The organism is Euryarchaeota archaeon (genome assembly GCA_016207515.1).
Taxonomy (GTDB): domain Archaea; phylum Thermoplasmatota; class SW-10-69-26; order JACQPN01; family JACQPN01; genus JACQPN01.
Genome location: JACQPN010000025.1, coordinates 144,605 through 159,463, shown reverse-complemented (window position 1 = coordinate 159,463; position 14,859 = coordinate 144,605). Strand labels below are relative to the sequence as shown.

The following is a 14,859-nucleotide window of genomic DNA, read 5'->3' as shown; positions in this document are numbered from 1 at the left end:
GCCCCCCCGCAAGACCCGCAAGCCAAGCGAGCAGAAGGAGTCGATGGACAACGTCGCGGCGGGACGGCAGCAGGTCGCTCTCAAAGAACTCTACAAGATCGCCGAGAGCGTCTACAATCAGTTCGATGACCTGAAGGTCCCCGAGCTTACGATTCCTGTCCGCACGAAGTCCAACATAGTCCTGTCCGACGAACATGGCGTGTGGAAGTACGGTGAATCGGAAAGCGCCCGATCGGCGAAGACGACCGATGGCGCCTACATGCTCCTTCGCACGATGTACATGGTGGACTTCATCAAGGAGATGATCGACACCAGGAAGTCCTCGACCCTTAGAGAGATGTACTACATCTCGGAAGGGTGGGACCTCGCGAAGTTCGGAGAGCAGGCGGAAAGCGACAAGCTCGCCGAGGACCTTGAGATAATCTCGGGGGCGCTACGGGAGGACTTCAAGCTCAGGCCCGAAGAGGACGGAGCGAGGGTCATGGGGAACCTCACGATCGAGGAGACGGTGCGCTCTGGCGAACGCAGGCGCATCAATTGCCGCGACGATGTGGGCGACGCCGGGTACAACATACCCTACAACGTCGAGAAAGGAAAGCTCGATTTCAAGGAGATCGACGCGAAGCTCGTCGTCGCGATCGAGACCGGTGGTATGTTCGACAGGTTGGTAGAGAACCGTTTCGACGAGACGAACGATGCCATCCTCGTCCACCTCAAGGGCCAACCCGCGCGTTCGACGAGGCGTTTCATCAAGAGGCTCAACGAGGAGTCGGATCTTCCCGTGGTCGTCTTCACCGATGGCGACCCGTGGTCGTTCCGCATCTACGCGTCGGTGGCCTACGGGGCGATAAAGACGGCGCACATCAGCGAGTACTTGGCGACCCCCGCTGCGCAGTACCTCGGGATCACGCCGTCCGACATCGTGAACTATGAGTTGCCGACGGACAAGTTGACGGAGCAGGATGTGAAGGCGCTCGAGGCCGAACTCACGGACCCGCGCTTTGCGAACGAGGATTGGCGCGGTGAGATCAATCTCCAGTTGCAGCTTGGGAAGAAGTCCGAACAGCAGGCCCTCGCGAAGTACGGTCTTGATTACGTGACCGACACGTATCTTCCGGAGAAGTTGACCGCGATGGGCGTCCTTCGGTAAAGCTGGCTCATAGTACCGAAAAAAGCCTAATCTGTACGTTGTTTACCTTATTTCCGGACTAATTGGTATTCGTCCGTCATATTATCGTAATCCGCTCGTGCATATGTCATTTTGTTCGAAACGTTCGTACCATAATCGTTAAATAGACACCTGTGCATCTCATTTCTGGAAGCAGAACTCAACCTTTTGGTTGACTCCTGCGGACCCTTTCCGGGTGGAAAGAGAGGGGAAAAACCATGAACGCGCGACTGAAACAGAGACGGACGCTGTTGAACCTCAACTACGACGACCTCATCCCGAAGGCCACCCTCCTGGCCCTCGAGACGAAGGCGCGTGACTGCGGGCTCGACCTCGAGACCCTTGAGCTTCTCGGCCAAGACGAGAGCGTCGCCCTCGGCTTCATCCTTGAAGCGAACATCAGCCCCGCCAACGGCATGGAGTACATCAAACTCATGGACTTCGCGCACCTCGCGAGCCTACGCGCGCAAAGGGAAAAGCCCCTCGCGCAAGGAAGCCCGGTCTCCCGCGGGGAAGCCGCAGCCTGATCGAGACGATCGACATCTTCGCCTCCCGAAAAAGAGCCCCGGCGAGCTCAACTCGCCGGGCCACTCTACCTTCTTGGAAATCGACAAAACCCTAGAATCGGCCTTTGCAAGACGATGAGTTACGAACCCCTAGGTCGGCCTCGCGGCCTCTTCGGCTTTGGCTTGTAATGCTTCTCCCGCCAGTGCGCCTTCGCTTCGCCCCCGGCAGGGAACGTACGAAAGCAGGTGCAACAGATGTACGTCAAGACTTTTCGGATCTTTCGCATGGGCCGCCTACGCGTCGGAAAATCATGCGGATAGATATCGTTTTCGAAAACCCCGGGAAACCCGCCCCACCGCGGGAAACGTGCCGAACCGGGGAATTAAAAGCGCATGATTGGCCGGCCCCTCGGCGACGCCTTCAGGCCGGCGCCGGAGCGGTCGACGCGTCCTTCCTCGCGGGCCTTACGGCCGCGCGGCCCGGAAAGGTCGCTAGTATCACGATCATCCCCACGTCGATGAGGGCCACACCGGCCCAGACGCACCCTACGAGCGGCAATGTGCGTACCGAGAGCGCGATTGCCTCGACGTCGGCTTCCGTGAACTGGCGTGGCCCCGCCGCCGTAAGGCTCGAAGTGGACTGCCACCCGTCGGCCGCCGTCTTGAACACCGGGGGATTGAAGGGATCCGCGTTGAGATAGACGTCGAAAACGCCGTCCCGCGTGACGTACTCCCTCGAAAAATGACGTGCCTGGTCCTTTTCCCAGTAGAGCGTCATGGGAGAATCCTCGACGAATCGCCCGCTCTTGGTCTCGACGCGGATGACCGCCGTCACCTCCTCGTAGCGCCCATCACCGTCCGTGTCGATACCGTTCGAGTCCACGAAAGTGAGCGCGTAGTCTCCGATCTCTTTCGTGCTTCCCCGTTCCCACGACGAGATCGTGTTGAATCCCACGGTCTCCTGGTAGAAGGTGCTCGCCCCGTAGCCGATGATGATGAGAACGGCACCCACGTGCATCGCGTAGCGGCCGGTCTTCATGAACTGTGACCGCAGAGGGCGAATATCCCATGGTCGCAAAGTAGTGTCCTTGGCGACCGCCTTGGCCATGACGAAAAGTCCAAGGAGGAAAGACGCACCGTATCCGAACGCCACAAAGGCGGCGATGGCGCCAAAGACATGCGCTCTACGGCCGCGCCCCGAGAGGACCGGCACGGCAAGAAGAAGCGATGAAGCGGCCGCGGCAAGGCCGATAGGGACAAGGAACAGGGGCACGGCCACAGAGAGGCCGAGTATCCCGACGCGGGCCGGCGGCGACGCCCAGAAAACGAAACCCAACACCCCGGCAGCCACTAGCGCGTAGCCTGCGACGCGTGTTCCTGCGTGGGCGCCGTCCGATGGTTCGGCCGCTTTCATCGTCCGGTGGAGCGTGGAAGCGAATCCGAAGCCCAGGACGGGGACGCCGAGCGCAAGCCAACCCCAGTTCCCAAGCGCAAGATACCCGATCGCCCCGACGCCCAACGCGGCCAACGCCATCGCGACCGACCGCGACGCCCCGATGAACCTGCAAGAGAGGGTCACGCCCATGACGAGAACGAGGGGGATGACGACGTAGGCAAGGCGGGTATCGTAGATCTCCTTCGGCAGGAAATTCACGGCAAGAAGAAGGAGCAGAAGCGTCAAGGCGAACCCGACGGCAAACAGCGCGATGCCAGCGGCCATGAGCGTGTCGATGTTCACGAGTTCGAGCGGCGACTTGTACGCCTTCTCTTCACCTTCCGGCATGGACCAGATGAGCGCAACGAGCGGTACCCCGATCAAGACGAGGAAAAGAAGCGCCCACCCGAATAGTGTGTTCCCGGCGCCCACGAGATGCACCGCGGCCGCGCCTTGTTGCGCAAGGGTGCGCACATCGACGAGGGCGATGATGATTAGCGCGGCGTAGAGACCGATGTAGGTGACGGCCACTAAGGGCCTGCGCTCGCCCCCACCCTCCCTGTGGCGCACGTAGCGAAAGAGGAAGAGGATACCCGTCCCGAGGACGATGACGATGAGAAGGCGGGAAAGGTACGCGACCGACTCCGACACCGCCATGACGCTCATGAGGCGGACCAACGGGTCGGGGTCGTTGCTTCCACCGGGAAGGAACGCGTGGGCGCTCGCGGCCCAGAGGTTGCTCCTAGTGATGAACGTCGCGAGGATCGTCGCCGCGAAGGCCGTGATCGCCGCGAAGGGGGCGAAATGTTCGTACCCTTTCTTCTTCCGTTCCTGCGGGAGGGCGTGCTGGAGAAGGGTCAAAGCGATCCATGGGAGGAGGTTCCCCGTCTCGACGGGGTCCCAGGCCCAGTAGCCGCCGAACGAAAGGACGTAGTAGGCCCAGAGGGCGCCGAGGGCGACCCCGGTCGTGAGGAAGAGCCACGAAAGCCGCGTCCAGAGAAGGCAGGTCTCGTTCCAGATGCGGCTCCCTGTCGCCACGTAGGCCGCGCCGGCGGCACCCGCGAGTATGATGAGGCCGTACGACGTGAATTCGACGGGCGGGTGGATCACCATGAAAGGCGACATGAGCAGCGGGTTCAAGCCGTTGCCTTGCGGCCGCACGACAAGCGGGGTGAACGCGGAATTGCAGCCCGGGGCGTAGACGAAGTCGCCGGTGCCGGCGTTCGCGAGGAAACAATAGTCGGCCGTCAACGAGAAGAGGCCCAAGTCGACGACCATGTAGAGGAGGCTGATGGCCGCCCCTACGGCGAAGAGTTTCATCGCGTCGAAGAAGCGGGTGTCGTTCTCCTCGAGGCTCCGCGCGCGTTTTAGCGCGCCTTGGATGCGTAGTTCCATGACGAGCGCGGCAAGGGCGACGGTCGCCCACAGGAGGAGGGTGCCCGCCTGACCGCCCCAGACGCCGGCCAGCCGGTACGGCGCCTCGTAGTCGACCTTCGTGTAGTTCCAGACATAATAGTAGGAGAGGTCGCCGCGGAGGAAATAGGAGATGAGCGTCGCGAGGGCACCCGCCACCGACGCGGCGGTTACGAGAAGGAGGCGGTCGGCGACGCGTCGGAAGCGCTGTTCGTGGCGGGCGAGGCCGAAAGCGTATAGGAGGATGGCCCCGGTGCCGGCGGCCAACCCGGCGTAAAGAAGGACCTCGCCGACGTCCATCGTTGGCCTCCATGTGACGGCCCGCTAAAGATGTTTTGTGGCGACGATGGGGAAGCGAGGCGCGACCCGAGGCGTCGGATCGCGGGCGTGGAAAGAAAAAGCAAGGGCTTTATACGCCGACCAATCTAAGGCGGGTTGGGTGCACTATTGGAAGAGATAACGCGTTTCGTCAACCTCCCCGTCTACACGAAGAACGGCACGTTCGTCGGTAACGTGAAGAACCTCATCCTTGACCTTCCCGGGCGGAAACTCGACTCGATACTTGTCGGGAAGACGAACCCCATCCTCGTGGACGGAGGGCGAGACGTCTCCATCCCCTATCGTTGGGTCTCGTCCTTCGACGATGTCATGATCCTGCGCTTCTTCCCCGAGGAGTTGACGAAGAAGAAGGAGGCGACGACGGGCGAGAAGACCGGCGAGAACGGCGCCAAAGAGATTGGGGCCTGAGACAGGATCGTTTCTAGAAAGCGTTCCGGTCATTTTCTTGAGTTGGCCTTGCAGACCGCGCGGGATAGCTCTTTGAGGGTGGCGACGGTGCAGGCGTCATACGACCTGGGGCGGTTCAAGACTATCCATGCCGCCTGCCCCTTGTGTTCATATACGATTTCGCTTAGCGCCATTCCTTGGGCTCGGTGGGTTCGAACGGGCGCCTCACGCCGTCCGTCGCTGTTTCTCGAAGGTCATGCATCAACTGCGGCACCGACGAAAAACGGGCTGCCCCCTCGACGAAGATTTGACCGGACTGGTAAGGTGGCTGACCAGAGGGAGGGCCGCGTCCGCCCAACAGGTCGTGGACGCCGCATGGACAGCGCCCTTCGGACTTGGAATTCACGACCCGCACGAAAGCGCTGTGCGGGGCCGTCGATGCGCTCCAAGCGGACCCGACCAAGCTTGGCCACGCTATCGGAATCGATGAGTAATTCGACCTCTCCGGAGACCACAACAATTTCGCGCGGATCCGCGCGTTCCGCGACGCTCAATGCGCTGGAGTGACCGCGATCCCACATGCATCCCGACGGGACGACGGCGAGCACATCAACGTGACCGTCGCAGCCCACGCGACGGCAGCGACTATCAAGGTGCCGACGACAGCTGCTGCGAGCACGAGTGGGCCGAGTTTCTTTGGCAGGATGATTTAGATGTCATCTCTGAGTAGCTGAGGAAAAGGAGTCGGGCGGGGACGCAGCCCCGCCCGTCTGGCGCGGACGTCTTCCGCACGCTTCACGACGCGCCGCCAGGAGATCCCGATTCCATTGTCGTCTCCGGGATCAAATCTCGCGCGTCCTGCTTGCGCTCGATGTGCGGTCGCGATGGCCACGTGGTTCGCGCGCAGGCAAGGCACTCGTGTTTTGGACCTGGAGTTACCGGGGGAGGCGTGCCGGTCAAAGTCAACGAGCCGCCGCTCAAGACCTCCGTAAAGAACTTGAGGGACGCATGCTGGGTATCTCTTCGGTTAAGCGCCTTCGGGCCACCCCCCCGCGCGTAAGAAGCGCTGCGCCGAGGAGGAGCACGAGTCCCGCGACTCCCGCGAAAACCGCGGGGACCGTGAGGTTCGCGCCCGCAGGCCCTGGCGTTGTCTCGGAGGCATCCACGACTTCGGAGACTTTGCCCGCGCTCGCAGGCTCGTATCCGTCCTTCGTGGCGATCGCTTGCACATGGAGCGACCCTCCTGCGTGTGGCGTGAGGCTTGCACAAGCAGACCCCACGTCGTTCGTCAGGGCGTTCGTGGGCTCGATCGCGGCTTGTCCGTGGGCGACGAACGCGACGTGTGCGCCTTCTACGGGTGCGCCGTGCGCGTCGACGACCTCCGCACAGATGGAGGTCGACGTGCCCATGCGAACGTAGCCAAGCTCCGTCCCGAATTGGCGGATGACGAGCCTCGCGGCGCCGGATTCGTTCTCTTTGGTCGTCCATGCGGAATCGTCGTCGAGCGGGACCGCCGTGAAGGGCAGTGCCTGGGGTGTTGCGGTTGCTGCCGCCTGCGGCGTCTGAACAGATTCCCCCCAAACGTCGACAATTGCCAACACGGCGGCGAACGCGAGGAGCGAGATGCCCAACCCGGATCCTACAGCAACGACAAGGCCGCGAGGCGCCATGACCTATGCCTCCACGATGAGTTTTCCATCTTGGAGGTTCTTGTGGGGCCCGCAATCTCCGTTCGTGCAGAAGAAGGCGCAGGTGCCCGCCTTCTTCGCGACGAAAGCCATCGTGGCCGTCCCGCTTGTCGCGGTCACGGTCGCGGCACGGTCCGTGCATGTGAAGTAGATCGGGTGATCGTCGCCGAAGGGTTCCGCGTGGTGGAACACGATACTGACGTTGTCGCCCTGCTTGACTCGAAGCTCTTTCCCATCGTGCACCCTGAATCCCTTTTCGGTGATGTTAACGTCAAACCGTTTTACGCCATCGGTGGACGAGGACGATGCCATGCCCGATGATGGTACCACGCTCTGGCTTTCCGCCGGGTCGTTATTGACGCACCCCGCGAGCGCCAAGGCTGCGGCGCCAAGAGCGATGACGAACCCGAAGTTCCGGAAGCTCGCTGTCTTGGTCATGGCGATCGCACCTTCACCGGAAGACCGTCACCGGGGTCGTCGTCGCCCCGTAGACGATCTCCTTCACGCCGAGCATGTCTTCCTTCAGCACGCGTGCGGAGCCGTGGAGTCCGGACTGGTCGGAGAGGACTTCGCCGGTCCACGAGCCGTCCAGGACGACTGCGTACTTGACGAATGCGCCGTTGTGCGAGCTTCCTGTGTGGTTGATCGTCGTCTTGATCTCGAGTTTTTCCATGTCGAAGACGACATCTCGGAAGTTGCTGTTGTAACTGATCCACAGCTCGTTCCTCGCAGGGTCTGGGTGGATGAGGCCGTGATCGCCGCGGAGGCAGTGCATCTCGTGGTTGTCCACCGGCTTCATGCCCACGACGTCCACTTCACCCAGCGTCTTGCCACGGTTGTGGGAGGCTTCGCCCTTCTCGACGGTGAAGAGCTTCGTCTCGTCCCAGTTGAGGTGGCCGCCGTAGGCGCCGTGGACGGAGGAACGGCTCGTGCCGACCTCCCTCTGCTCCACATTGTCGATCTTGAAGATCTCGTCGGAGCCGCCGTCCGTGACGTAGGCGAACTGCCCATCGGCAGTAAATGCCGTCCAGATGGGGTCGAAGCCCGCCATGTAGAAGTCAACGGGCTTCCAGGTCGTCATGTCAATCACGGCCACCCATCCCTCGGCGTGGTGTTTGATGTCAGGGTCGCCGATCGGGCCCGGAGGCAGACCCACAAAGAGGTGGCGGCCATCTGGGTGGGGGAACGCGAGATACGGGTTAGCTTGGACGTCTTCGCTGCGGAACCCGCCGGCGACGCGGTTGTCGTCCATCGGGTCCAGAACGAAGATGCCGGAACCCGGCCCGCCGCCCGGGTTGTTCCAGTTGAATATCTCGACGAGGACGAGGTTCTTGACCGCCTTCCCGTCGTAGTAATCGACTGTCTTGATGTGGTGGGGGTTCCCGGCGGGCTGGATCACCTTGTCGACCTTCAGCGTCTTCGCGTCGATGATGAGGAGACGCCCGCGTTCCGAGACGGTCTTGTTCATGTCGGCCGTTGGGAGGTAGATCCACTTGCCGTCGGGCGAGACGCCCACGCCGTGGTCCTCGAAGTGCTTCTTGGGTTCCACGCCGTCAAGCTTGAACTGCTTCTCGAGGATTACCTCGTACGTGTCTGCGTCGATGATGGCGATGCCGGGGAGGTCGAGGCCAGAGAAGAACCCGGCGTAGCCCGCGCCGTTCGTCGTGACGTACACGAGCGGGTGCTTGGCCGCGTCCCACGCGGCGGGACCGCGGGAGTCATATTGGCCAAGCAGCTTGACGTCGAGACGGACGGCGAAGGACGTGTCCCATCCAGTGGGGGGCGTCGCCAGACGACTCTGCACGTTCCCCGCAGGGACCGTTTCGGTCGGGAGCTTGGAAACGCTCATCGTGCGAAAGGTGGTCCCGCTTCCCGACGATGCTCCCGTTGCCGCGGACGGGGCGGCCACTATCTCGTCCTCTGTAGTCACTCTGACATAGCCGTAGGCCGCGACGGCGCCCAAGAGGATGCCGGCGACGGCGATTGCGAAGTGCGTCTTCTGGAGGCTAAACATGGGATCTCCGAAGGGAACAGGCGGGTGTCACCTATTTCGGTCGTCCGTGCGACGGATTTGACTCAGCACCCGCACTATAGCGACTAGTCGCTACCCGCCCCCACTTTCGCTCTCTCATGCAAGCAAAACGACTACTGGTTTTAAGGCATTGTGGGGCGAGTGAAGGGGGTATGGACGTCCGTCGGGTGCACAAAGTGGGCACGAATAGTCTCGCCGTCACCCTCCCCCGCAGGTGGGCCAAGCGCATCGGTCTCAACGCGGGCGACGCGGTGAACTTCCGCGACGAGGAGGACGCCTCCCTAATCCTCTTTCGCGCGGACGGCTGTAGTGTCGCTCCCGTTCGCGCCACGTTCACCACAGAACCAGGGACCTCGCCACGCGAGCTGGAGCGCGTGCTGATCGGCTACTACGTGTCCGCCTACGATACGGTCGACGTCTTCGCGCAGAGCACCTTCACGCGCGAGCAACTCGACGCACTTCGCTTGACGGCCCAACGGCTCACCGGCTTCGCGGTGGTCGAGAGCGGGCCAGCCGTTTTCCGGGTCCAGAGCTACCTCGACCCTTCATGGAGCGGGCTCAGTGAGCACGTCCATCGTCTCCTCAAAGTCACAGATGACATGGTGGCGCTCGCGATACCCATCCTCGCCGACCGGGATGCGCACGCGGCCCGCGAGATCCTCGCCTTGGGCGACCAGACGGACCGGCTCTACTATCTCACGGTGCGCTTCCTGACGCTGGCGACGAACGACCGTGCCGTCGCGCATCACATGGGGCTCGACTCTGTGCAGGAGGCCATGGGATGCAGAGTCCTGGCCAAGGCGCTCGAAGAGATCGGCGACAGCATGGAGACAGTCGCCGATGTCGTGCTCCGCTTCCAGGATCAAGACATCAAGATCGCGGACGATATCCGCGTCGGACTTGACCAGTTCGTCAACCGCATCTGCAGCCACATGGCCGTAGGAGTCGACGCCTTCTTTTCGGGCTCCGCGGAGCGCGCCAGCGCCCTCCTCGAGAGCATCTACGAGATGGAGCACGAGAAGGTCCATTTCACCGAAAGTGTGCTTGCTCGCGTCTGCGACCCCGCCGGCGCCACGATGCTCACGGCGTGCGCCATGGCGCTGCGCGACGTTTGTCGCTTCACCCGGGTCATCGGGGAGACCGCGATGAACAACGCGCTGCGCCGACGCGTGGAGGCTGCGGGCGAGGACCCGCCGGGGGATCATCCGGTGTTCGACCCGAACAGCATGAACGAGAACGGCTCGCGCGTCGCGGCCTCTTCCAGGCGATGAAGCACACCCACTGCCTGCGCGCCTTTGGGTGTAAGCCGGTAGTCCGCCCCCGCTTGGCCCAACAAGCCGACGTCGACGAGGCGACGGATATGGAACGACAGCTTGGGCGATTCAGTGATACCGCTCGCCTCGAGAAGCTGTGTGAAGGATGCTTGCCCCGCTTCGAGACGACGGAGTACGCGTCGGCGGATGGGCGAGCCGATGGCTTCGACAAGGCCGTGAAGTTCGGGGGCGGCGAGTGCCGCGCGTAGCGCCGCGATGGCGTCGCGTCGCAAGGCCGCCGGGTTGAATCCGATCGCGATGGGGCCCCGGCCGTGCGCCTCGTCGCGGAGCCTTCGAAGGATTTCCACGCAGTCGCTCACAGGGTGGACGGCCAGCACGCGATCCATGTTCCCGACGACGAGCCCTGCCCGCGGCTTTCCCTCGGCGAAGCGGACGAAGGCTTCCTTGATCTTGTACGGCTGCATGGGTTCAAGAGGTGTGTGCTGGACGCGCGGCGGAAGCGGCGTGGGCAGCTCCGGCGAGACAAGAAGCACGTCGATGTCTTCGCGGCGGGCGATCTCCGCCGCAAGGGCCACGGGGTCATGGTCGACGAGCGAAAGCTGCTCGAACGCGATCTCCTGTTCGACGAGCGCGAGTGACTTGCGGACGGCGTCGATGCGGAACGGCTTCTGGACGTAGTCGAACGCTCCCAGCCGCATCGCTTCTACGGCTGTGTCGATGGCGGCGAAGCCCGTGACGACCATGATGAGGACTGACGGCCAGCGCCGTTTGACTTGGCGAATGAGATCGAGCCCGCCCTTGCGCGGCATGCGGAGGTCCGTGAACACGACGTCGAAGGGCCGCTTTTGGAGGGCGGCGACCCCGTCGGCGACATCGGGTGCCGCGGAAACGTCGTGACCCTCCGCCTTGAGTGCGTCGGAGAACTCGGCACGGAAGACCGCGTCGTCATCGACGATAAGTATCCGCAGTTTCACGCGGACACCTCCGCGCGGGGGAGCCTGATTGTGAACGTCGCGCCCGATCCAGGAAGCGACGTCGCTTCTATCACGCCGCCGTGCGATTGGACGATGCCATAGCAGATTGCAAGACCGAGGCCGGTCCCTTTTCCCTCGGGTTTGGTGGTGAAGAACGGCTCGAAGATGCGCGGCAGCACGTCGGGCGGGATGCCAGGCCCCGTGTCAGCGATGGCGAGGATCGCATGGTTCTCGTCGCCGCCCACGCGAACAGTGACGACGCCATTGCCACCGATCGCGTAAATCGCGTTATGGACGATATTGACGACGATCTGAGTGAGTTGGTCGCGATCCCCGAGGACAAGGAACGTCCCCTCTTCACGCACCTCGCGGATGACGACGCCGGGCGGGCTCTTCCCGCGCACGAACGCCAGCGCGTCGCGCACGAGCGGCACGAGGTCGAGCTCGCGGAATTGTATCTCGTGTTGGCGTGAGAAGTCGAGGAGGCTCCCCACGATCCGCGAGGCCGCCTCGGTTTGGGCCATGAGCGTCTCGAGTCGGACGTGCGCCTCGGGGTCGGTCGTACGCCGGCGCAGGTTCTCGGCCAGGAGTAGGATGTTCGCGAGCGGCGTGTTGAGTTCGTGCGCGACGCCGGCCGCGAGGCTTCCCAGCGCGGCGAGCTTCTCTGCGTGCGCCGCACGCCGCTCCAAGGCGCGACGCGTGCTCACGTCGGTCGCGACGCCCATGAAGTGCGTGATGGTGCCAGTCTCGTCCCGGACCGCGTCGATGTTCAACAGAACACGGTGTTCATTTCCGGCCTTGTCGACATTCGTCAGCTCCCCCGACCATCGACCGATGGCCGGGTCGAGGATGTCGCGCCACATGCGAATGTAAATGGCGCGAGGCGTCGTGGGACTCTTGACGATGCGGGGCGTCTTGCCCACGCAATCCTCCCGCGCGAATTCGTAGATCCGTTCGAACGCGGGGTTGACATCGACGATGACGCCGGCTCGATTCGTGATCAGGATTGCATCCGTGCTGTGGATGAATGCCTGATACGAGAGCTCCCCTCGGGCAGGCGACTCCGCGAGCGTGATCACGACCTCAATGACGCGGTTTGTCTTCGGATCGGTGCGCGCGACGATCTCCCAATCGAGTAGGCCGCGCGCGGGGGCGCGGACGGCGCGCAGCGAGGCGTCGCGGCCGCGAAGAACGGCGTCGTCGATGGCACTCCGGACTTGCGCCGGGAGATGCGAAGCCGCTTGAGTCAGCGGCATTCCGGGGTTGAGTATCGCGAGGCCAAGAAGGCTTGGGACCTCGTTGCTCGCGAGCAAGACGCATCCCTCTGCGTCGAGGACGACGATGCCAACACCGACGGATGCGCCCACGGAACGCCGCAACGCGCGGTGCGTGCTATCTATGTTTGGATGATTAGTCACATGAACTACAGGGCACGGAGGTGTAACGTTTCAGCATGAGTGAGACAATCGGGTCTCCTCGTTTCTTTGCGATTCCGGTTCCCGCGTGAATGTCATTCCCTGTTCGAGATATAAGCGTGACTGGCGCCGACGAAGGTTGAGTTCCCTTCGCCTGTGACGCGCGGCGGCGAGTTTGACTCGCCGCCGTTCGAGGACCTCTTGGGGATTACCACGGTACATAACCCACGGTGGGAGAAAGTCGATTGACGAGTGTAGTCGTTCGTGGTTGTACCAGCGGATGATCCCTTCGATGATGAGTCGGGCAGCGTCGGGTGTTTCCGGCTCATGATTTTGGAGCTCGGCCTTGATTGTCTTCTCGACGCGTTCGACGATTGCGTTGTCCGTCGGCGTATGCGGCCTGATCCGGTGATGCGTGATGCCTCTCCGATTGAGGACGATCTTGAAGTCTCGACTGATGTACCCGCTCCCATTGTCGGTCTGGATGATCGGCATCTTCCCGCCAGCGAGGCGGCCAAGGGCCGCCTCCGCGGCCAGGCTCACCGAGTCGCCGTCCATCCTGGTCAAGAGGTCCCAGTACGTGATGTACCGCGAGTACGCATCGATGAACGTGATGAGGTAATAATTCCGTCCACCGAGTTTGATGTACGTGATGTCCGACTGCCACTTCACATCGGGCGCCTCCGCCCGGATGAATAACCTCTTCTCTCGCCGGTACTGTTGCCACTCCGCGATGAGGCCTTCCTCGTTCAAGATCCGGTAGACGATGCTTTTCGAGACGTACGCGACGTCCTCGTCCACCATCCGCCACGCGAGTTCGCGGTGGCGGATTTTCGGGTGCTCTCGGCCGTAGCAGAGGACCGCCTCGCGTTCCTCGGGGAGGATCTCGAACGGTTGAGGCGGTCGCTCCTCTCGTACCAACGGGCTCGTCTTTCGCCACCTGTAGTACGACGCCTTCGGGACTCCGAGTCGGGCGAGGATGAGCCGCGTGGGCCATCGGACGCGCCGTCTCGTGTCCCGGATCGTTTCCTCGATTAGGGGCATGAGTCGCTCTATCTCACGCGGCCCGTCTTCCAGCGCCCAGGAGTTTTTTTAAACTCCAGGTTCTCGCTCGTGATCTCCGCGATGACGTTCTTCGGCCGTTGGAGTTCGGCTTGGAGTTCTTCGACCTCATGGTCCGGCTTGTCCCGACTGGCGTGTTCGAAGACCTTGCCAGCGTTCTTGAACAACCGGTCCCGCCAAAGATGGTACGTGGTCGTACTGACCCCGTGCTTGCGGCAGACGTCGGCGATGCCGGTCTCGTTCTTCATGCCTTCGAGGACGATCTCGAGTTTTGCCCGAGGCGTCCATTTCTTCCTGTTTCCGTTCTCCATTATTGATTCCCCTTCCTCCATCATGCGGGAGGGGGAATCGTTCAGAAATGGAAGACCTGACCTGTCTCACTTTGGCTGAAACATCTCATAAGGCTTGAGCGTTTTCCCTCCGAGCGTTCCCGTGATTCTGGCATGATGGCGCAAGATACGCGTTCATCGAAACGAGTCAGGAAACCGCGAACGATTCCCGAGCAGGCTCCTTGGCTTACGTTATCCGCTTCTGCGTTGGCAAGTCCAGAGTAGTCGTTTCAAGCGTTTGTTAGTTTTCGGACCTTCAACGGTCACCGATCGCCCCAAACGCCGACGCGCCCCGAGCCGATGAGTTCCTCGACGGCCTTGTCAAAGCTCCGAGTCCAGTAGATCGTCCACAACGCCTTGCCAGCCAAGGCGCCCACGAGTAGACCATCGATGCCCGCGAACGCCGTCGCCAGGCCGCCTAGCTCGACGCCGAGCCACATGGCGATGAAGAAGGCCGCGTTTCCTACGATGAAGATGGAGGCCGCTACGGCCCGCCTCCAGGCGGAGGGCGGTTCACGGTCGTTGACCTTGGCCGCGAGCTCTCCCAAGGTTGCCGACCCGACGGAATCGCGCATCCAATGGTCCCACTTCGCCCTGAGGCTTTTCGCGTAAGCGTCGAACGTCCTGTACGCGTAGAGGGCGCCGAGGGCCGCCCCGAGCCCCAGCGCGGCGGCGAACGTCTTGACGTTCGCTCCGTACGCGTCGGGGTCGGAGAGTTCAGCGAGAAAGTAGGTCGCCGCCCCCAACCCTGCGAAGGCGACCAGTCCCCGGCTCGCGGAGCGTCCCTCGCCGTCCATTATCTTCACGAAATGTTCGGAGACACCTTTCGCCATGACG

Annotated in this window: 13 protein-coding genes; 4 read left to right on the top strand and 9 right to left on the bottom strand. The window is 62.4% G+C overall.

Going from position 1 to position 14,859, the window contains the following annotated elements:
- The first annotated feature begins 43 nt into the window (after positions 1-43).
- Together HY556_11425 and HY556_11420 are read left to right on the top strand one after the other, a co-directional pair.
- Entirely contained in the window at positions 44-1,150 is a 1,107-nt protein-coding gene (locus HY556_11425; GenBank protein ID MBI4394384.1) for a DNA topoisomerase IV subunit A, read from the top strand.
- Positions 1,151-1,386: 236 nt separating this feature from the next.
- Positions 1,387-1,695 carry a hypothetical protein gene (locus HY556_11420; protein ID MBI4394383.1) on the top strand — a complete coding sequence of 103 codons (309 nt, stop codon included), beginning with the start codon at positions 1,387-1,389 and terminating at the stop codon, positions 1,693-1,695.
- A gap of 400 nt (positions 1,696-2,095) precedes the next feature.
- Here the strand turns inward: HY556_11420 and ccsA are convergent, their stop codons facing one another.
- Positions 2,096-4,822, bottom strand: a complete 2,727-nt coding sequence (ccsA, locus tag HY556_11415; protein MBI4394382.1) for a cytochrome c biogenesis protein CcsA — start codon at positions 4,820-4,822, stop codon at positions 2,096-2,098.
- A gap of 135 nt (positions 4,823-4,957) precedes the next feature.
- Between ccsA and HY556_11410 the strand changes: the two genes are divergently transcribed.
- Complete coding sequence (locus HY556_11410; GenBank protein MBI4394381.1) at positions 4,958-5,269, top strand: PRC-barrel domain-containing protein; 312 nt, start codon at positions 4,958-4,960, stop codon at positions 5,267-5,269.
- Positions 5,270-6,225: 956 nt separating this feature from the next.
- Here HY556_11410 and HY556_11405 read toward each other — a convergent pair.
- Genes HY556_11405 through HY556_11395 form a run of 3 tightly spaced genes read right to left on the bottom strand, consistent with a single transcriptional unit; the run spans position 6,226 to position 8,950 of the window.
- Positions 6,226-6,918: a hypothetical protein gene (locus HY556_11405; GenBank protein MBI4394380.1), complete on the bottom strand. Its 693-nt coding sequence runs from the start codon at positions 6,916-6,918 to the stop codon at positions 6,226-6,228.
- Positions 6,919-6,921: 3 nt separating this feature from the next.
- The gene (locus HY556_11400) at positions 6,922-7,374 is read right to left on the bottom strand and encodes a hypothetical protein (GenBank protein MBI4394379.1); all 453 of its coding nucleotides are present in this window, start codon (positions 7,372-7,374) and stop codon (positions 6,922-6,924) included.
- A gap of 13 nt (positions 7,375-7,387) precedes the next feature.
- Complete coding sequence (locus HY556_11395) at positions 7,388-8,950, bottom strand: hypothetical protein (protein MBI4394378.1); 1,563 nt, start codon at positions 8,948-8,950, stop codon at positions 7,388-7,390.
- Between the two features lie 170 nt (positions 8,951-9,120).
- On the opposite strand from HY556_11395, the gene HY556_11390 reads away from it, so the two are divergent.
- A complete protein-coding gene (locus HY556_11390; GenBank protein MBI4394377.1) occupies positions 9,121-10,239 on the top strand; it encodes a phosphate uptake regulator PhoU in 1,119 nt (372 codons plus the stop codon).
- Here the strand turns inward: HY556_11390 and HY556_11385 are convergent.
- From HY556_11385 to HY556_11365, 5 genes are all read right to left on the bottom strand, one after another.
- Complete coding sequence (locus HY556_11385; protein ID MBI4394376.1) at positions 10,170-11,216, bottom strand: response regulator; 1,047 nt, start codon at positions 11,214-11,216, stop codon at positions 10,170-10,172. The two genes, HY556_11390 and HY556_11385, sit on opposite strands and share 70 nt — an antisense overlap.
- Entirely contained in the window at positions 11,213-12,583 is a 1,371-nt protein-coding gene (locus HY556_11380; GenBank protein MBI4394375.1) for a PAS domain S-box protein, read from the bottom strand. Before HY556_11380 ends, HY556_11385 begins: the two co-directional genes overlap by 4 nt.
- A gap of 81 nt (positions 12,584-12,664) precedes the next feature.
- Positions 12,665-13,675, bottom strand: a complete 1,011-nt coding sequence (locus HY556_11375) for an IS3 family transposase (GenBank protein ID MBI4394374.1) — start codon at positions 13,673-13,675, stop codon at positions 12,665-12,667.
- 8 nt (positions 13,676-13,683) lie between these two features.
- On the bottom strand, positions 13,684-14,028 hold the full coding sequence (locus HY556_11370) for a transposase (protein MBI4394373.1): 345 nt from the start codon (positions 14,026-14,028) through the stop codon (positions 13,684-13,686).
- Positions 14,029-14,285: 257 nt separating this feature from the next.
- Positions 14,286-14,855, bottom strand: a complete 570-nt coding sequence (locus HY556_11365) for a hypothetical protein (protein MBI4394372.1) — start codon at positions 14,853-14,855, stop codon at positions 14,286-14,288.
- Positions 14,856-14,859: the final 4 nt, after the last annotated feature.